19 protein-coding genes are annotated in these 18,424 nt (G+C 64.0%); 13 read left to right on the forward strand and 6 right to left on the reverse strand.

The genetic code is table 11. From position 1 onward, the window contains the following. Positions 1–2: 2 nt before the first annotated feature. The 7 genes from Q0030_RS00430 to Q0030_RS00460 are packed head-to-tail and all read left to right on the forward strand — an operon-like array spanning position 3 to position 7,456. Complete coding sequence (locus Q0030_RS00430) at positions 3–1,235, forward strand: ABC transporter substrate-binding protein (protein WP_298361894.1); 1,233 nt, start codon at positions 3–5, stop codon at positions 1,233–1,235. Between the two features lie 54 nt (positions 1,236–1,289). Continuing rightward, positions 1,290–2,048 carry an ABC transporter ATP-binding protein gene (locus Q0030_RS00435; RefSeq protein ID WP_298361897.1) on the forward strand — a complete coding sequence of 253 codons (759 nt, stop codon included), beginning with the start codon at positions 1,290–1,292 and terminating at the stop codon, positions 2,046–2,048. Beyond that, positions 2,041–2,748, forward strand: coding sequence for an ABC transporter ATP-binding protein (locus Q0030_RS00440; protein ID WP_298361900.1), 708 nt, complete (start codon positions 2,041–2,043; stop codon positions 2,746–2,748). The genes Q0030_RS00435 and Q0030_RS00440 overlap by 8 nt, the downstream gene beginning before the upstream one ends. A 7-nt stretch (positions 2,749–2,755) precedes the next feature. Further along, entirely contained in the window at positions 2,756–3,622 is an 867-nt protein-coding gene (locus tag Q0030_RS00445; RefSeq protein ID WP_298361903.1) for a branched-chain amino acid ABC transporter permease, read from the forward strand. Continuing rightward, complete coding sequence (locus Q0030_RS00450; protein ID WP_298361906.1) at positions 3,622–4,620, forward strand: branched-chain amino acid ABC transporter permease; 999 nt, start codon at positions 3,622–3,624, stop codon at positions 4,618–4,620. The genes Q0030_RS00445 and Q0030_RS00450 overlap by 1 nt, the downstream gene beginning before the upstream one ends. Beyond that, positions 4,617–6,707: an acetate--CoA ligase family protein gene (locus Q0030_RS00455; protein ID WP_298361909.1), complete on the forward strand. Its 2,091-nt coding sequence runs from the start codon at positions 4,617–4,619 to the stop codon at positions 6,705–6,707. The genes Q0030_RS00450 and Q0030_RS00455 overlap by 4 nt, the downstream gene beginning before the upstream one ends. Positions 6,708–6,727: 20 nt before the next feature. Next, positions 6,728–7,456 (forward strand): enoyl-CoA hydratase/isomerase family protein, encoded by a 729-nt coding sequence (locus Q0030_RS00460; RefSeq protein WP_298361912.1) that lies wholly within the window; start codon positions 6,728–6,730, stop codon positions 7,454–7,456. On the opposite strand, the gene Q0030_RS00465 is transcribed toward Q0030_RS00460, so the two are convergent. After that, positions 7,443–8,285: an IclR family transcriptional regulator gene (locus Q0030_RS00465; RefSeq protein ID WP_298361915.1), complete on the reverse strand. Its 843-nt coding sequence runs from the start codon at positions 8,283–8,285 to the stop codon at positions 7,443–7,445. The two genes, Q0030_RS00460 and Q0030_RS00465, sit on opposite strands and share 14 nt — an antisense overlap. A 335-nt stretch (positions 8,286–8,620) precedes the next feature. On the opposite strand from Q0030_RS00465, the gene Q0030_RS00470 reads away from it, so the two are divergent. The 5 genes from Q0030_RS00470 to Q0030_RS00490 are packed head-to-tail and all read left to right on the forward strand — an operon-like array spanning position 8,621 to position 13,827. Beyond that, positions 8,621–9,634, forward strand: a complete 1,014-nt coding sequence (locus Q0030_RS00470; protein WP_298361918.1) for a thiamine pyrophosphate-dependent dehydrogenase E1 component subunit alpha — start codon at positions 8,621–8,623, stop codon at positions 9,632–9,634. Continuing rightward, a complete protein-coding gene (locus Q0030_RS00475) occupies positions 9,627–10,601 on the forward strand; it encodes an alpha-ketoacid dehydrogenase subunit beta (protein WP_298361922.1) in 975 nt (324 codons plus the stop codon). The genes Q0030_RS00470 and Q0030_RS00475 overlap by 8 nt, the downstream gene beginning before the upstream one ends. A gap of 15 nt (positions 10,602–10,616) precedes the next feature. Beyond that, positions 10,617–11,399, forward strand: coding sequence for an enoyl-CoA hydratase/isomerase family protein (locus tag Q0030_RS00480; protein WP_298361924.1), 783 nt, complete (start codon positions 10,617–10,619; stop codon positions 11,397–11,399). 36 nt (positions 11,400–11,435) lie between these two features. Then, a complete protein-coding gene (locus Q0030_RS00485; protein WP_298361927.1) occupies positions 11,436–12,638 on the forward strand; it encodes a dihydrolipoamide acetyltransferase family protein in 1,203 nt (400 codons plus the stop codon). A 16-nt stretch (positions 12,639–12,654) separates the two neighbouring features. Further along, positions 12,655–13,827, forward strand: coding sequence for an acyl-CoA dehydrogenase family protein (locus Q0030_RS00490; RefSeq protein WP_298361931.1), 1,173 nt, complete (start codon positions 12,655–12,657; stop codon positions 13,825–13,827). Between the two features lie 139 nt (positions 13,828–13,966). On the opposite strand, the gene Q0030_RS40515 is transcribed toward Q0030_RS00490, so the two are convergent. Both Q0030_RS40515 and Q0030_RS00495 read right to left on the reverse strand, forming a co-directional pair. Beyond that, positions 13,967–14,308, reverse strand: a complete 342-nt coding sequence (locus tag Q0030_RS40515) for an SDR family NAD(P)-dependent oxidoreductase (RefSeq protein ID WP_363323402.1) — start codon at positions 14,306–14,308, stop codon at positions 13,967–13,969. Positions 14,309–14,398: 90 nt separating this feature from the next. After that, positions 14,399–14,560 carry a hypothetical protein gene (locus Q0030_RS00495; RefSeq protein WP_298361934.1) on the reverse strand — a complete coding sequence of 54 codons (162 nt, stop codon included), beginning with the start codon at positions 14,558–14,560 and terminating at the stop codon, positions 14,399–14,401. 215 nt (positions 14,561–14,775) lie between these two features. Between Q0030_RS00495 and Q0030_RS00500 the strand changes: the two genes are divergently transcribed. Continuing rightward, positions 14,776–16,083, forward strand: coding sequence for a TetR family transcriptional regulator (locus Q0030_RS00500; protein ID WP_298361937.1), 1,308 nt, complete (start codon positions 14,776–14,778; stop codon positions 16,081–16,083). 32 nt (positions 16,084–16,115) lie between these two features. Here Q0030_RS00500 and Q0030_RS00505 read toward each other — a convergent pair whose 3' ends face one another. From Q0030_RS00505 to Q0030_RS00515, 3 genes are all read right to left on the reverse strand, one after another. Continuing rightward, a complete protein-coding gene (locus Q0030_RS00505; protein ID WP_298361940.1) occupies positions 16,116–16,517 on the reverse strand; it encodes a PaaI family thioesterase in 402 nt (133 codons plus the stop codon). Next, the gene (locus Q0030_RS00510) at positions 16,514–17,371 is read right to left on the reverse strand and encodes a PaaI family thioesterase (RefSeq protein ID WP_298361943.1); all 858 of its coding nucleotides are present in this window, start codon (positions 17,369–17,371) and stop codon (positions 16,514–16,516) included. Before Q0030_RS00510 ends, Q0030_RS00505 begins: the two co-directional genes overlap by 4 nt. Positions 17,372–17,572: 201 nt before the next feature. Continuing rightward, entirely contained in the window at positions 17,573–18,367 is a 795-nt protein-coding gene (locus Q0030_RS00515) for an SDR family oxidoreductase (RefSeq protein ID WP_298361946.1), read from the reverse strand. Between the last annotated feature and the right edge of the window lie 57 nt (positions 18,368–18,424).

Consider the following 18,424-nt stretch of genomic DNA (forward strand, 5'->3'; position numbering starts at 1 on the left):
AAATGATGATCGATGCATCGCGGCTGACGAAGGTCTGTGCCCTGGCGGTCCTGACCGGTTTCATGTCGATTGCGCCAGGCTTCGCCAAGGACGTGAAGATCGGGGTGCTGATGCCTCGCACGGGACGCTACGCCGAAAGCGGTCTGAGCGTTATGCGCGGCATCGAGATGGTGGTGAAGGACGCCAATGCCGCCGGCGGCATCAAGAGCCTGGGCGGCGGCAAGATCGACCTCGTCGTCGCCGACAACGGCTCCGATCCGACCAAGACCTCGCTCGAGGCGCGCCGGCTGATGTCGGAAGAAAAGGTGTCCTTCGTCCTGGGGCCCTATTCGACGCCCGAGGCGCAGGCCTTCATGCCGGTGGCGGACCGCTACCAGGTCGGCGGCGTCGGGCTGCAGACCACGCTGATCCCGACCACGCCGTATTTTTCGACCATTTCGATCAGCGCGGAAGGCTTCGGCAAGGCCTACGCCGACATGGTGCAGTGGCTGACATCGAAGGGCGCGAAGATCGGCACTGTCGCCATCACCTATGCCAACAACGACTACGGTCAGGTCGTGTCCAAGACGGCCGCCGCGGCGCTGACCGCGCAGGGCGTCAAGGTTCTGGAATCTATCCCTGTCGAGCCGTCCGTCAAGGACATGACGCCGATCGTGCTGCGGGTGAAGAGCCTGGCCCCGGACGCGGTGATCTCCGTGGTCTACTTCCAGGACGGCATGCTCCTGCACAAGGCCCGCTTCAACCTCGGCTATGCCGATCCGACCTGGCTCGGCGGCTCTGCCGGCTTCAGCGATGACAAGCTGTGGGAGACGCTGGGAGCCGAGGTCGCCGAGAAGACGCTCACGGATTCCTTCGGGCTCGCCTTCTATTCCGAGGACGGCAAGCTGCCGGGCCTGAAGGACGCGCTGGAGAAGGGCAAGGCGGCCTATCCCGACAAGACGCTCGACCAGAGCTTCATGTTCGGCGTCCAGGCCGCTCGCATGATGGTGCGGGCGCTCGAGGATGCCGGCAGCGACGATCCAGTCAAGGTCAACGCCGCCTTTCGCGGACTGAAGTTCAAGGCCGGCGATCCGGCGATCGTGCTTCCGATCATCCCCGGCGACATGCGCTACAACGAGGACGGCACGTTGGCGGGAACGAGCCCGATCTTCATCCAGTGGAAGGGCGGCAGGAAATACATCGTCTATCCGGAGTCGGTCGCGTCCACCACGGCGGTGATGCATGGCCGCAAGTAGGACGATGGATCGCAGGCTCGAGGGCCGCAGCACGTCGCGAAGGCTGGCTGCTTCATGAGCGAGATCGCCGCTTCATCGGATGGCGGTGGAGAGATCATGCTCTCCGCCCGCGATGTCTCCGTCCAGTTCGGCGGCCTCAGGGCCGTCGACAAGGTCTCGCTTGATGTGATGCGCGGCGAGATCGTCGGCCTGATCGGGCCCAACGGTGCCGGGAAGACGACCTTCTTTCAGGCGGTCTCCGGCTTCGTCAAGACCACGAGCGGCGAAGTGCGGTTTTGCGGCGAGCGGATCGACGGGGTGGCGCCGGAGCGGATCTGCCGCCTTGGGCTGACACGCACCTTCCAGATCGTGGAAGTCTTTCCAAGTCTCACGGTGCGCGAGACGCTGACGGCGGCGGCGCTGGTTCGGCTGCCGCTCGCCGAAGCGCGGAGGATCGCGGTCTCGACGGCTGAGCTCGTGCGTCTCGGCGGCAAGCTCGATCTGACCTGTCGCCAACTGACATTGCCTGACCAGAAGGCGCTCGAGATCGGCAAGGCCATGGCGACCCAGCCGCGGATGATCCTGCTGGACGAGGTGATGGCGGGCTTGCGTCCGTCGGAGACGGACGAAGTGGTGCGGCTGATCCGCGATCTGCGCGACCGCGGCATCACCTTCCTGGTCGTCGAGCACAACATGGACGTGATCATGGGCTTGAGCGACCGGATCGCGGTGATGGGCACCGGCCGCAAGATCGTCGAGGGGCGCCCCGACGACGTGGTGCGCGATCCCAAGGTGATCGAAATCTATCTTGGCGCGGAGTTTGAGCTTGCTTGAGGTTTCGGGCCTCGTCTCGGGCTATGGCCGGATCAGCATCCTGCGCGACGTCGAGCTGCGCGTCGAGCCGGGCGAGCTCGTCGCGCTGGTCGGCGTCAACGGCGCCGGCAAGACGACGTTGATGAAGACCATTGCGGGTCTCGTTCCCGCGAGCGCCGGACGGATCACATTCGAGGGATCCGACCTGACCGGACGAGGCGCGGAGCGTGCCGTGGACGCCGGCATCGTGCTGGTGCCGGAGGGGCGGATGGTGTTCCCACGTATGACGGTGTGGGAGAACCTGATGCTGGGCGGCGTTCACCCACGACCGCGACCGCATCGCGAGGCCATGCTGAAGCGGGTCTTCGATCTGTTTCCGCGGCTTGCCGAACGGCGCGACCAGAAGGCGGCGACCATGTCGGGCGGCGAACAGCAGATGCTCGCGATCGGCCGCGGCCTGATGGCGCAGCCGAGGCTTCTCATTCTCGACGAGCCGTCGCTCGGGCTGTCGCCATTGATGGTGCAGGAGACCTACGGCGCGCTGCGCCGGCTCAATGCGGAGGGGCTCACCATCCTGCTCGCCGAGCAGAACGTGAAGCTGTCGCTGGCGGTGTCGGGCCGCGGCTATGTGATGGAAAACGGCAGGATCGTGCTGACGGGCGCGTCGGGCGAGCTCGCCCACGATCCAGCCACGCGGAAAGCCTATCTCGGGCGGTTGTGAGGATCGGATGTCGGGCGAGGTGCTGCTGCAGGCGACGGTGCAGGGATTGCAGATGGGGGCGATCTACGCGCTGATCGCGTTGTCGATGACCCTGATATTCAGCGTGGGCGGGCTGCTGAACTTCGCCCATGGCGACTTCATGGCGCTCGCGATGTACGGCGCGATGGCACTCTACCAGGCCTTCAGGATGGACGCCTATGCCGCCGCCCCGCTGATGTTCTTCCTCTTCCTCCTGCTGGGCTTCGTGCTGTTCCGGCACCTGGTGCAGCCGGTGCTTGCGGCCGGCGTGCTCGCCGGCGCGCAGCTCACCCTTGGTCTGGTCTTCATCCAGGAGAACCTGCTGCTTCTGCTGTTCGGCGGCGACTACATCAATGTCCCGACCGTGCTGTCGAACCGGAATCTGGGCGTTCCGCCGCTCGTCATGCCATGGCCGCTGCTGGTCGGCTCGGTGCTCGCCGCGGTATTGACTGCGGTGCTCTATGTCGTGCTGATGCGGACGGATTTCGGCCGCCAGGTGCGCGCCATCACGCAGAACCGCGATGCCGCGGCGCTAATGGGCATCCGCGTCGGACGAATCCAGGCGCTCGCCTTCGGCATCGGCATCGGCCTGCTCGGGCTGACCGGGCCGATGATCGTCGCACAATTCACGCTGACGCCGGCCATGGGCCTCGACTTCACGCTGATCGCACTGATCGTCATGGTGACCGGCGGGCTTGGAAACTTCACCGGCTCGATGGTCGCGGGCGTGATCATCGGCGTGTCCGAGAGCCTCGCCAGCCTGCTCTATGGCGGCACGGTCGGCGCGATGATTCCTTACGCGATCCTGCTGCTGGTGCTGTTGTTCCGGCCGCACGGCCTGATGGGAGAGCATTGATGCGCGACACGTCTCCCCTGGCGCCCGCAGTCGGGCCATGGCTGATCTTTCTCGCGGTGGTGCTGGCGCCGCTGGCGATGTCGTCGGGATGGATCAACATCGCTATCCTGACACTGCTGTTCATCTATCTCTGCGTCGCCTGGAACATCGTCGGCGGCATCGCCGGCCAGTTCTGCATCGGCCACAGCCTGTTCCTGGCGGCGGGCGCCTATACGTCGACGCTGCTCTCGACCCAGTTCGGGATCACGCCATGGCTCGGGATGTTCGCGGGTGCTGCTCTTGCGACCGTGATCGGAATATTCATCGCCTGGCTGTCCTTTCGCTACGAGCTGCCGCCGCTCTCGTTCGCGCTGGTGACCATTGCGCTGGCGATGCTCGGCTATCTCGCGATCTCCTCGATCGACCTTCTCGGTGCGAGCCGGGGGCTGACATTGCCGGTGCGCGGCACGCCGGCGATGTATCAGTTCAGGTCGGATGTCACCTATTACGTGGTGATCCTGCTGCACGTCGTCGCCGCGGTTGCGCTCTCGATGTGGCTGTATCACACCAAGATCGGCCTCTATCTGCGGGCCGTGCGCGACAATGAGCGCGCCGCGCATGCGATCGGCGTGCCGGTTCTCAGGTACAAGATGCTGGCGATGGGGATCAGCGCGGCGCTGACTGCGCTCGGCGGGACCTTCTATGCGCAGTATCTGCAATATGTCGAGCCGCACACCTTCGCGAGCATCAACATCGTGATCCAGATCGTCCTGCTGACCGTGGTCGGCGGAACCGGGACCGTATGGGGACCGGTCGTCGGTCCGATGCTGCTGGTTCCGGCCGGCGAATGGCTGCGCCATTCGCTCGGCGGGTCGCTTCCGGGGGTCCATCTGCTGGTCTACGGGATGCTGCTCGTGATCGTCATCCGCTTTGCGCCTGACGGCCTCGTCGGTGCGCTCGAGCGCGCGCGGCAGGCCTGGCGCTTCCGCCGCGGTGTAAAGGAAGTTGCAACGCAATGACTAGCGCGCGCGAAAAGATTGCCCGGCTGATGGCGGCGAAGCGTGTCGCGGTGGTCGGGGCATCGAGCGACCCGACCAAGCTGACCGGTCGCCCGATCGCCTACATGCTGCAGCGCGGCTTCAAGGGCGAGATCATTCCGATCAATCCCTCCCGCGAGGAAATCCAGGGCCTGCGCGCCTATCCATCGCTTGCGCCCGTCGACCGGCCGGTCGATCTCGCGCTGATCGGCACGGCGGCAGCGCAGGTCGAGCCCGTTATCATCGAGGGGGTGGCTGCAGGCGTCAGATCTTTCGTCGTCCTCAGCTCCGGCTTCTCGGAGCACGACGCCGAAGGCGCAAGGCTGCAGGCGCGACTGACCGACCTCGCGCGCCGGCATGACGTTGCAATCGTCGGGCCGAATTGTCTCGGCGTGATCAACGCCGAGACCGGACTGATCGCCTCGTTCACGACGGCGATGGAGGAGAACACGCTCACCCCGGGCGGGTTCGGCTTCGCGAGCCAGAGCGGTGCGCTCGGCGCCTACTGGCTCGATCTGGTGCTGCAGGCCGGGCTCGGCGTCAGCCAATGGATCTCGACCGGCAATGAATGCGATGTCGACATTGCGGCGAGCATCGGCATGCTGGTCGACGATCCCCTGACAAGAGTGATCGGCGCCTATGTGGAGGACGTCAAGGACGGCCGGGCGTTCCGCGCAGCGTTGCGCGACGCCGCGCGCGCCAACAAGCCGGTCTTCGTGATCAAGGCCGGCCGGTCGTCGGCGGGCGCCGCCGCTGCGGCTTCACACACGGGCGCGATGGCCGGCGAGGATCGGGTCTACCAAGCGTGCTTCGACCAGTACGGCGCGGTTCGTGTCGCATCCGTGACCGAGATGATCGATGCGGCCAAGCTCGTGCTGCACGACGCGGTGCCGGCCGATGGCAGGATCGGCGTTCTGTCCGTGTCCGGCGGCGCGGGCGTGTTGCTGGCGGATGCCATCGAGAGCGCCGGTCTCGGCTTCCCCGCCTTCACGCCGCAAACGGCCGAAGCGCTGTCGAAGACCTTGCCGGGCTATTCCAAGCCGCACAATCCCGTCGATCTCACGGCCAACGTTCTCGCTAATACCGAGATGTTCCGGAAGACGCTGTCCGTCGTCAGCGCCGCTCCCGAGCTCGATGCGTGCATCCTGTTCATCGGGCTGATGCATTCGATTTCGGATGTTCTGACCGGGTCGATTCTCGCTGCCCGCGCCGCGAGCGGCCGTCCCTTCATCGTAGTCTGGATCGGCGCGCGTCCCGAGATTGTCGCGAAACTCGATGCCGCCCGGATTCCCGTCTATGCCGACATTCCGCAGGCAATTGCGGCGCTGGCGCACGCATGTCGCGCGCGGACGCGTCGGGCTCGCGCCGTGCTCGCGGGTGACGCACCCGAAGGCGCGCGGTCCGTATCTCGATCCAGCACCCTGACCGAGTGGCAGAGCAAGGCGAGACTGCGCGAGATTGGCGGCGTCGAGCTGCCCGCGGGCGTGATGGTGCGCACCGATCACGATGTGGCCGCCGCCATCGCGGGGCTGCAGGGGCCGTTCGCAGCCAAGCTGCAGTCTCCGGCGATGCCGCACAAGAGCGAGCACGGCGGCGTCATGCTGGGCCTCGCGGATGCGCCCGCAGTGACGGACGCCTTTCGGGTCTTGCAGCGGCGGGGCCGGGACGCCGGGGTCGATTGCGAAGGCGTGCTGATCGAGCAGATGGTCGGCTTCGACATCGAGCTGATCGTCGGATTCCGACGCGACCCGGTGTTCGGGCCGATGCTGATGGTGGGACGCGGGGGCGTGGAAGTCGAGCTCGATCCGGACGTCGCCATCGGGCTGTTGCCGCTGTCGGCGCAGGAGATCGAGGCCCTGCTGCGGTCGCTGCGGAGCGCCAGGCTGTTCGGCGGCTTTCGCGGCCGGCAACCCGTCGATGTCGGCGTGATCGCGCAAGGACTGGCGAACATCGCAGCACGCTTCCTTGCCGATCCGAAACTCGACGAGATCGAGATCAACCCTCTGGTCGCTCGGGGATCGAACGTTGTTGCTCTCGATGCGCTGATGAAGATCGCAAGCCCAGGATAGCACAATTGACGACAGTACAATTGATCCGCCGGCAGGACCGGGACGGTGTCCGATCGATCCTGATCGACCGCGCAGACAAGGCCAACGCGCTCACGGCGGACATGATGCACGCGCTGGCCGAAGCGATCGGCACGGCTGCGGATGCCGCGCTTGTGCTGATCGAGGGGAGCGGCGCGCGCGGCTTCTGCGCTGGCGCCGACATCGCCGAATTCCTGCAAGGGGATCAGCTCGAACGGCAGGAAGAGGGTTTGAAGGCGATCGCCGCCGCTCTCACTGCCTCTCCTCGTCCCGTCGTGACAGCCACACATGGCCGGACGCTGGGGGCAGGGGTGCTGATCGCCGCGCTGAGCGATCTGGTGATCGCGGCGGACAATCTTGCCTTCGGCCTTCCCGAGATCCGGTTCAATATGTACCCGGTCATCGTGCATGCGGCGCTCGAAGAGAAGGTAAGCGGGTCTGTTGCATTCCAGCTTTGTGCCACAGGCCGACTGCTCGACGCGTCGGAAGCACGTAACCTCGGGCTCGTGTCCGACATCGTGCCCGCGGACGCCTTCGCCGCCGGCGTTGCCGACCGCGTGGCGTTCTATCGTGACCGGGTCGAGGCGCTCGGGATCGGCCGGCGGGCGATGCGCAGTGACGGGTCGTCCGACGTCCTGGCGCGGATCGGCCGTCTCGCGCCGCTGATGCACGAAAACTTCAGCCGTCCCGGAGTGCGCGACACCATCGCGCGCTACCTCAAGTCGCGGTAGCGGACCGATGTTGTCGCGACGAGGCTTTGGTCCGACCGGCAGGAGCAGCTTGCGCAGAATCCAGCGATCCGCTGTTGCCCAGCGCGCGCGATGCGTCTCTGGTGACGCGCTTCAGGTCGGCGGCGAGGCGCAGCAGGCGCGTGCGATCGATATCGCCGGAAAAGGTGATGGCCGATACAGCCATGGTGGCACGACCATCGCTCGCAAGAACCGGCGCCGCGACGGTGGTGAAGTTGCGATTGTAACGTCCGATATCGACCGCGAAGCCGTTGCGCCGGGTTTCTTCGACATCCGACCAGTATTGATCGAAGGTCGGCGGGTCCTGCCACCGCAATTCCTTGAACATCGCCTTGATCTGCGGTTTCGGCAGGCCGAGATGCGCGGCAAAGCAGCGCCCGAGCGCGCCGATCAGGGAAGGCAGCCGCTGGCCGACCGTGAAATGAACCCGCAGCGGCGTCGGCGCCTCGGCGAGATCGACCACCATGGCTCGGCTCGGCGAAATCAGTTGCCAAAGCATCGCCGTGACCTTGTGCTCGTTGGCGATTTGCTCGAGCCGCGGGTGGAGCAGCCGGATATGGCCGCCCTGCTTGAGCGCGCTGTGCGCCAGCTCCAGCACGCCGAGACCCGGCGAGTATTTCTTCGTCGTCTGGTCGAAAACCGCCAGCCGCTCGTGAGCGAGGGTGCGAAGCAGGTTGAAGCAGGTGGACGTGTTGATCTTCAGATCGCGCGCGATCTGCACCACCCCGACGGGTTCGCCTTGCGAGTCGAGGTAGCGCAGGATCGCGATTCCGCGGGCGAGGGCATTGACCGGCTTCGGCGAGGCATTCATTCTCTATTCAGTATCTTATTCTCAATTGCGAATGGCTCGACGATAGCCGTTCGGCCGCGCGGTGACAACCCTTCGTCGCGTGTCGCCAGCCTTCAGCGTGTTTCGGCAGTGGCCGGTTCGGCAATGCCGCCGGTCGAGTCGCAGGGGCACCATCCTCCTGATACTCGTGCACGCCATGACTCAAATCGGTCATCTAATACGTTGATCTCATTACCAAAACAATCCGACCGGTCAGGTGCTCCATGGCTGGGAGAAATCTTGCGCATGGACCAAACATGAATGATGACTCGTAGTTCATATTTGTATAGGTTGGCTCCGAAAGCGAGGGAGGAACGGTGACGGTGAAGACGCGATCGAGCGGCCAGCCCCGGGCGCAGCGGGCACCGGAGGCGGCCCGTCTGCTTCAGCTCTACAGCCAGATGCTTCTGATCCGCCGATCGGAGGAGCGCCTCAGCACGATGTTCGCTGACGGCGAGGTGCCGGGGTTTATCCACCTCAGCATAGGCCAGGAGGCGGTTTCGGCCGGCGTGATGAGTGCGTTGAACGCCGAGGACACGATCGCGTCCACGCATCGGGGCCACGGTCACGCGATTGCCAAGGGACTGCCGCTCGAGGGATTCTTCCTGGAGCTATTGGCGCGCGACGAGGGGCTCTGCCGCGGCCGCGGCGGCTCGATGCACGTCGCTGACATGTCGGTCGGCATGCTCGGCGCCAACGGCATCGTCGGCGCGGGGCTGCCGATCGCGCTCGGCTCGGCGATGGCGCACCAGCTACTCGGGCGTAAGGCCGTGGCGGTTGCCTTCTTCGGCGACGGTGCGCTCGGCGAGGGTGTCGTCCACGAATGCTTCAACCTTGCAAGCCTGTGGAAGCTGCCGCTGCTGTTTGTCTGCGAGAACAACGGCTGGAGCGAATTCCTGCCGAGCTCGAAGCAGATCGCGTTCAAGCTCGGCGAATTGGCGGCGGCCTTCCAATTGCCGCATGTCGCGGTGGACGGCAACGACGTCGCCGCTGTCGCTGACGCCGCAGAGAAGATGGTGCGCGGGATACGCGCGGGCGAGCCAGCCGTGCTCGAATGCGTGACGACTCGCGTGCGCGGCCATTTCGAGGGCGATGCGCAGAAATATCGCAACCCGGACGAGGTCGCGAAGCTCGCTGAGCGCGATCCGTTGCGGCTCACGGCGATGCAGTTGCAGAACATGGGTGTGGCGGAAGCCGAACTGGCGAGCACTGCGGAATCGGTCGAACAGCGCGTCGAAGCGGCGGTGGCGGCGGCACGGCGCGGACGGGATCCCGATTTCGAAGCGGCACGGGCCGACGTCTATTCTCGCGTGGAGGGCAATCATGGCTGAGCTTCGCTATCTGCGCGCGGTCAACCAGGCGCTCAACGATGCGATGGCGGCCGATCCCGCCGTGATCCTGTTCGGCGAGGACGTCGGCGAAGCCGGCGGATCGTTCGGGGCGACGCGCGGTTTGCGCGATCGTTACGGGCCGAGCCGGGTGCGCGACACGCCGATTTCCGAAGCCACGATCGCCGGCGCCGCAGTTGGCGCGGCGCTGAGCGGACTGAAGCCGGTCGTCGAGATCATGTTCATGGATTTCACGACGCTCGTCATGGATGCGATGGTGAATCAGGCGGCGAAGGCCCGCTTCATGTTCGGCGGGCAGGGGTCGGTGCCGATGGTGCTGCGCACGCCGCATGGCGGCGGTCTCGGCGCCGGGCCGCAGCACTCGCAATGCCTCGAGGCGTGGTTTGCGCATGTCCCGGGCCTGAAGGTGGTCTGCCCGGCCGACCCGGTGAGTGCGTACGGACTGCTGCGCGCGGCGATCGATGATCCCGATCCGGTGATCGTGGTCGAAAACAAGGCGCTCTACGCCATGAGAATGGACGCGCCTGAACGGCTCGACATCATCCCGATCGGGAAGGCGGCAACCATAAGAGCCGGACGCGACGTCACGATCGTGACCTATGGCGCGACGGTGAAGACGGCGCTCGACGCCGCCGAGCGGCTTGCGACGGACGGCGTCGAAGCCGAGGTGATCGATCTGCGTAGTCTTCAGCCGTGGGATGAGGCTGCTGTGCTGGCATCGCTGTCGAAAACCCATCGGTTTGTCGTGGTTCACGAGGCGGTCGAGGCCTTCGGCATCGGCGGCGAAATCGCCGCGCGGATGGCCGACATCGGTTTCGATGAACTCGACGGCCCGATCGTCCGGGTCGGCGCGCCCTTCATGCCGGTACCGTTTTCGCGGGCGCTCGAAAGCGCCTATCAGCCGACCGCGGACCGGGTGATCGCGGCCGTTCGGCGAACTCTGGATTGACCAAAGGAGAAGCAGATGACCGATCGGATCAAGTATGAGCGCCGCGAGGCGGTGGCGCTGATCACCATCAATCGCCCTTCCACGCTGAACGCGCTCGACATGGACACGCTTGCCGAGCTCGACGCCGCCGTGACCAGGGCCGAGCAGGACCAGAACGTCCGCGTCATCGTCTTCACCGGTGCCGGAGACCGGGCGTTCGTCGCAGGTGGTGACATCGCCGATCTCAATTCGCGCCAGGGCCTGCCGCATTATCTCGAGCTCGGCGAGCGCCTGCACACCATGTTTCGCCACATCGAGATGCTCGACAAGCCGACGATCTCGGCTGTCAACGGCTGGGCGCTCGGCGGCGGCACCGAGCTCCTGCTGTGCACCGACATCCGCATCGCCGCTGATACCGCGAAATTCGGTCTCCCCGAGATTACCCTCGGCCTGTTTCCGGGCGCCGGCGGCACCCAGCGCCTGATCAGGCAAATTCCGCTGTGCAAGGCCAAGGAGCTGATGTTCACCGGCGATCGCATCGGCGCCAGCGACGCCGAACGGCTCGGGCTGATCAACAAGATCGTGCCGGCTGGCGAACTGATCACGACGGTCATGGCGCTTGCCGACCAGATCGCCGCCAAATCGCCGCTGATCCTCAAGCTGCTCAAGCGCACGCTCGTCGACGGCGACGAGATGCCGTTGCGTGCGGCGCTCCGTCATGAGCAGGCGATGATCGGCCTCGTGCTGGACTCCTCCGATGCCCATGAAGGGTGCTCGGCGTTCACCGAGAAGCGCAAGGCGCAGTTCAGCGGCCTCTGAGATGAGTCGCATCGACCTCATGGCGCAGGGAAGAGGATGAACGCAACATCCGCAATTGTCATGCCGAAGCTCGGTCTCACCATGACCGAAGGCGTCGTTGCGTCGTGGCGGGTCGGGCCGGGCGATCAGGTTCGCGGCGGCGACGTGCTGTTCGTCGTGGAGACGGAAAAGATCGCCACCGAAGTCGAGGCGCAGGGCGACGGGCGGATCGAATCCATCGAGGTTCTCGAAGGCGCAACGGTTCCGGTGGGAACTGTCGTGGCGACCTGGACCGGCAAGGGCGTCGTGCAGCTCGGCGAGGACGATCGAAGTGCCCCGGTGCCGGCGGCCGATCGGCCGGCTCCGCAAGGTGCGCGTCCCCTTGCTGCAAGCGGCGGACGGATCATCGCAACTCCGCTGGCGCGCAGGCTCGCGCGCAAGGCTGGCATTCCTCTGGCCACGGTGACTGGTACCGGGCCGCGTGGCCGGATCAAGGCGCGTGATGTCGAGACCGCGATGGCCGCGCAATCGGCCGCCGTTCGATCCATCGCGCCTCCCAGCGAACCTGTCGCCGCCGGGGATCGACGTGACGCATCCGCGCTGGAAAAGACCGTCGCGCGCCGTATGACTGAGGCCAAGCAGGCGATCCCGCATTTCTATGTGCTGGCCGAGGCCGATGTCACGGGCCTGCTGAAGCTCCGGGACGAGCTCAACGCGATGGAGGGCTTTGCCCGGATCAGCATCAATCATCTGGTTCTGGCCGCGGTTGGGCGCGCGCTTCTGCGGATGCCGGACGTGAACGTGGTCTGGGCCGACGATGCCTTCGTTCAATTGACCGGTAGCGACGTCGGCATGGCCGTGGATACCGGGCGCGGACTGTTCGCGCCCGTCATTCGCGACGCCGGCATCTTGCCGCTCGATGCGCTCGCCGGTGCGGCAAACGCGATCGCGGAGCGGGCGAAGGCAGGTGAGCTTCTTGCCGGCGACCTTGCGGGCGGGGCGATCGCCGTCTCCAACGTCGGGATGTACGGCGCTTCGCATCTCGTGCCGATCATCAATCCGGGCCAGTCCGCGATCCTCGGTGTCGCCGGGATCAAGCAGGTCTTCCGGCCCGACGCGAACGAGCAGCCGGTGTTGCGCCGGGAGATCGGGCTCGTCCTGTCCTGCGATCACCGCGTGCTCAACGGCGTTGCCGCGGCGCGCTTCCTCGACTGCATCACCGGCATTCTCCAGAATCCACTCAACCTCCTGCGGATTTGAATCAGAAGGGTCAATCATGGATTTCACCTACACCGACGAGCAGACCATGCTGATCAAGACGGCGCGTCAGGTCGGCGAGAAGTATGGTCTCAACTACTGGCGGGAGCTCGATTCCAAGAAGGAGTTTCCCGCGGCGATCTGGCAGGACATCTGCGACGCCGGCCTGTGCGGGATCGCGGTTGCCGAAGAGCATGGTGGCTCTGGCCTTGGCATGACGGAATTGGCGATGGCGATCGAAGCGCTGTGCGTTTCAGGCGCCGGGTCGACGCTCAGCCAGCTCTTCATGTGCAATCCCATCTTCGGCGGCGTCACGCTGTCGAAATACGGCACGCCCGAGATGAAGCGCGATCTCTTGCCGAAGCTGGTCGCCGGCAAGGCGCGGTTCGCGATGGCGCTGACCGAGCCCGACGCCGGCACCAATTCGCTTGCGCTCAAGACCTTCGCCCGCGCCGACGGCAATGGCTGGCGTCTCAGCGGCCAGAAGATCTGGATCACCTGCGTGCCGCAGGCGACCAAGCTCCTGGTCGTGGCGCGGACGCGCAAGCTCGAGGAGGTCAAGCGCAAGACCGACGGCATCAGCCTGTTCATGATCGACGTGGATCGCGCCGGGCTCACCCATGCGGCGATCGAGAAGGCCGGCACCAACACGCTGCCGTCGAGCCAGGTGTTCTTCGATGACGTCCGGGTCGAGGGCGCCGAACTTGTCGGCGAACTCGATCGCGGCTTCCACCACCTTCTCGACACCCTCAACACCGAGCGGATCGTCACGACCGCGGGTCTCGTGGGGACCGCCGAGCTCGCGATCGGCCTCGCCGTGAACTATGCGAACGACCGCAAGGTCTTCAACGGCGCGCCGATCGGCTCCTATCAGGCGATCCAGTTTCCGCTGGCCGAAGCGCACATCAAGGCTGAATGCGCGCGGCTGATGAACCACAAGGCGGCGACGCTCGCCGATCTCGGCCAGCCCTATGGCAGCGAGGCCAACATGGGCAAGTGGCTCGCCGGCCAGGCGGCTGCGCTGGCGACCGATCGCGCCATGCAGACCCACGGCGGCATGGGCTTCTCCAAGGAATATCACGTCGAGCGCCTGTGGCGCGACGCGCGGCTGTTCAAGTTCGCGCCGGTTTCCGAGGAGATGGTGCTCAACTATGTGGCCCAGCATGACCTCGGCATGCCACGTTCCTACTGAGTGCAGGGAATGTCGAGAGTTCCCCCACAGGCCGCATTGTCGCCGAACTTCGTCGCCGTGATCGGCGCTTCCGACCAGCCGGCCAAGCTACCGATAAGGTTACTCAAGCAACAAGGCTTTGCGGGGGCGATCTATCCAATCAATCCACGGACGGGACCGGGTCCGGGGGTTGCGGAGCTTCCCTCGCATTGCCGAGATCCCGACCAAGATTGATCTTGCGGTCATTGCGTCGGTGCGGAGGGCCAGAAAGCAGATGCTTCCGCGGATAGTCCGTCGGTTGCGCTAAGCGGCTCATCGGGATCGCCCGTTTCGGGCCTTCGGCGGTCTTCTCATCTTCTCTCTTGGTAAACGAGATGATACCGCCCTTGCAGGCGCAGTAGACGGCCTCTCCCCAAGAGCCGACGCGGCCAGCACCCAAGCTGACGTTGACAACGTGTCCAGATCCGTTCCTCACCATGCCAGGCAGAATCGCGTGATGCATGTGCGGCGGGCCAAAGATCGATGTCGATGATCTTCCACAGATCAATGTCCGTTTCGAGGAACGACCTTGGCTCCTACCAGCCGGGGATGTTCACAGGAACGTCGATCGCTTCGCCTGCCTCGCAATAGGCCACGGCGGCGTCTCTAGGGCCTTGCGGCCGGTAATGTCGACAGTGTATCCGTGTGCCTTGCCGCCAGCATTTTTGATCGTTCTCACGGTTTGCCGGGCACCGCCTTCGTTGAGGTCGATCACTGCAACTTTGGATCCTTCCTCGGCAAAGTGGATACAGAACGCCCGATCCCGCTTCCACCGCCTCTGTCGATCATTCTCTTCCCTTTCAGTCCGCGCAACCTTGGATATTTCTCCTTGCGGGGGTCGCAGGCACCGTCTGGAACGCGAAATATTTCTAACCCTTGTTAGAATTATTGCAATGGATAGACTAGCGTCCAGTAGAAGGATGGGAATCCATGGAACGACACGTTACGCCGCCGAGCCCTGGCGACGAGTCTCACGGCAAGTCGGGACACACACGTCAAGCGATCCTCATGGCGGCGGCAAAGCTGTTTAAGGAGGACGGATACAACGCCACGACCATGCGGCGGATCGCCGATGCCGCAAGTCTGGAAGCCGGCAGCATTTACTACCACTTCAAGTCAAAGGATCATATCCTGCATGAGGTCCTCGATATTGGCGTCCGACAGCTATACGATGAAGTAAAAATAGTTGTTGAACAGGCCAGAACGCAGGGAACTTCATTTCGGCAAACCTTCATCCGGCTTGTCGACACCCATCTAAATTTTCTCTTGACCAGAAGCGACTTTACCTCGGCCAACATCAGGAATTACCCCATTCTAACGGCGAAACGCCGCATGCCCCATCGGCGTTTGCGAGAAGGCTATGCGGAACTTTGGAGAACTTTCTTGCAGCAGGCCCAAGACGCCGGCAATCTGCGTAAGGACATCTCGGTTATCCTGGTTAGCCGATTCATCCTCGGCGCCATGAACTGGACGGCGGAATGGTACAATACTGCGCGATATCCGGTCGAGGTGCTGTCCGAACGCATGTCAAAGCTGTTGCTTGATGGCATGTGCGACAAGAGCATAACCGTTGCCGATCTCACGGTCGAGTCCTTCGGTATCTTGACGGATGCGCGTGGAGAAGGTGGCAAGGCCGAGCGGACCCGGTATGCAATTCTGAGCGCCGCCGCCCGGATATTGCGAGAAAGCGGGTACAACGCAGCAACCATGCGTCGTGTGGCTTTGGAAGCGGGCCTCGAGGCCGGCAGCGTTTACTATCATTTCCGCTCCAAGACAGAAATCCTCGACGAAGTTCTGGACATGGGCCTGCGTGATCTCTTGAAGGGCGTCAGCCATGCGATCGCCAGTTGGCCGAACAAAGAAGACCATCGAAACCGGATCGCGATCGCGATCGCGGCGCATATGGCGTATCTGTTCCGTGACAGCGCGTTCACGTCCGCCAACATCCGTATCTATGGAATGCTGTCAGAGAAGATGCGCTCGCGCCATCGGCCGATTCGGCACAAATACGCTACAGTTTGGGACCAGATGTTACGCGACGCGCAGAGGGCTGGGACATTGCGCTCGGACCTCAAGGTGGTTCCGCTGCGGCAATTTGTACTGGGGGCATTGAATTGGACGATCGAATGGTTCGATCCCGGAAAGGGCGGCCAACGCGGATACTACACGCTTTCAGCCTTCACGGAGCTGCTCATCAAAATGCTTCTGAACGGCATTTCGGCCACGGCTCAGCCTTGAAGGTTACATAGTCGCTGCCCGAGGAGCGGGGCTTAGACCACCAGAAAATGGTGCAACCCTTCGGCCACGGGGCGGGAATCATCATCCTGCCAAGAGACCGTCCGCACGCTCGCCATGCGCTTGCCCTTCCGCGTCACGGTCGCCCTCACTATCAGCGGACCCTTGACCGCCGGGCGCAGATAATCGATCGTTAGATTGATCGGTTTAGGCGGCTGCCCATCTCGACCACTTTTTGCGGTGATCGCGGCGACCGCTTCCATGAGACTCGCGATGATCCCGCCATGGTAGTGTTCCATGATCGGATTGCCGATCAGCCGGTCGGCGAACGGCATTGTTGCGATTGCGTGCGTGTCATCGAACTCGGTAACCTTGAGATCGAGAAACCGGAAGAACGGGATCTTTCTGAACTGCAGGGTTATAGTTTCCGGCGTCATTTGGAGGTTCTGCTCCGGGTCATCGCATCGAGAAGGCTTCTCTCACCCCGCATGAGCGCGAAGCTCGCGGTGCCACGGGCCACTTCGGCCCGGTTCGGCTCGTCGAACCAGACCGTACCTGAATTGAAGGCGATATGGCGGGTCTGCCGGTAGCATTCGGCGCGCACCATGACGTCCGCTCGCGATCTGGCCGGCCGCAGATAATCGACGCGAAGGTCGAGTGTCGCCATGCTGCTGATCCTGTCGATCGCTACCAAATTCGCGAGCCCGAATACGCTATCGAGAAGGGCGGTCAGCACCCCGCCATGCAGCAGACTCTCGTCCTCATCAGCACAGAAAGAGGGATTGAAGGGCATCCTCACCAGAACGCCATCGGTCGCGACCTTTTCGATCTTCAGGTTCATCTCGGTGATCAGACCATGCCCGCGATGATTCCACATCCTAGCGATCTGATCGAGTTTCTTCGGGTCTGGGAGGGTCATCTGCAGCGTCGATCCGTCAGAGGTTAGAAAACAACGACTTTCGTTTGTCGAAGAATGCGGCAACGCTTCGTGGTGTTCTTTGGTCTGGTCCATCAGCGCCTGATAGCCGGCGGCGATGCTCCAGGAAATCCGGCAGGTCCATGCGCTCGGCATTGGTGCATTAGCTGCTTGGGGACGCGCACCACGAGGGACGGCTTGGCGGCGATCACTGCAGCGCGCTCCTGCGCCCGCGCCCACGGCCGGGCCATTGACGGCCGCGATCGTGTGAAGATCGAGATTGCAGAGCGCGAGCGGTATCCGCGGAACGCCGGTGATGTAGCTGTCCACCGAAGCCAGCAAACCTTTGCGGAACACGCTTTCGGGGTCGGCCATCTCCTTGATGTCGCCGGCGCAAAAGGCCGGGTCGGCGCCGGTGAAAGGATCATGCCGCTGACCTCGGGATTGCGCTGCTCCTGGTCGAATGCGCCGAGCAGCCCCGCGATCATCTCATTGCCGGTGACGGGCTTCAGCCTGTCGGGGTCGTTGCGCGCCACTGTCGCGATGCGGTCGGCAATGTTCAGAACCACGATAGGTTCACTCATTCTTTCCGTCTCCCCGCACTCGCTTCTCGAACATGTCAGGATGGATCATGTCGCGAGCATCGTGACCCATGTGTAGGGTTTCTCCTCCGTCCACATAGACGTCTTCGCCGGTGATGAACCCACCGACCTTGGAGGCAAGAAAGATGATCGTGGCCGCAACGTCTTCGGCCGCGCCGATGCGGTTCAGCACTGACCGGTTCAGTTCATGCCACCTCTGCGGCGGTATCGGGTAGCGGCCGAGCGCCTCGGTCTTGATCGTGCCGGGGGCCACGCAGTTGAGCCTGATTCCGTATTCGCCCCATTCGGCGGCGAGCGTCTTCATCAAGCCGGTGACACCTGCGCGCGCGGCAACGGTATGGGCAAAGCCCGTCAACGCCGTGCGGGTCGAGATCGCAGTTACGAACACGATCGAGCCGCCATTCTCGAACATGAAGTGATCGGCCGCGGCGCGTGTCATTTGCCACGAGCCAATCAGATTGTTGCGGATGACCGCCTCGAATCCCTTGTTGGTGATGTCGCGGGCGGCTGCGATATACTGGCCGCCGGCGTTGTTCACAAGCACGTCGAGCCGGCCATAGTGATCCCTGATCTTCAGCATTGCCGCTTCGACACTCTCCTCGTTGCGGGTGTCGCCCGGCACGACCAAGGCTTCACCGCCGATGGCGCGGATCATCGCGGCGGTTTCCTGAAGCGGCTCCTCACGACGGGCGAAAAGAGCCAGCCTGGCTCCGCAGGAGGCCATTTCAAGCGCAGTGGCGCGGCCCATGCCGGAGCCCGAGCCGGTCACGAGAGCCACCTGCCCCGACATGAGGTCGGGGGCGAAACGGCGCTGCACTTGTTCCTG

Origin of the sequence: uncultured Bradyrhizobium sp. (assembly GCF_947648125.1) — a bacterium.
In the GTDB taxonomy this organism is placed as follows: domain Bacteria; phylum Pseudomonadota; class Alphaproteobacteria; order Rhizobiales; family Xanthobacteraceae; genus Bradyrhizobium.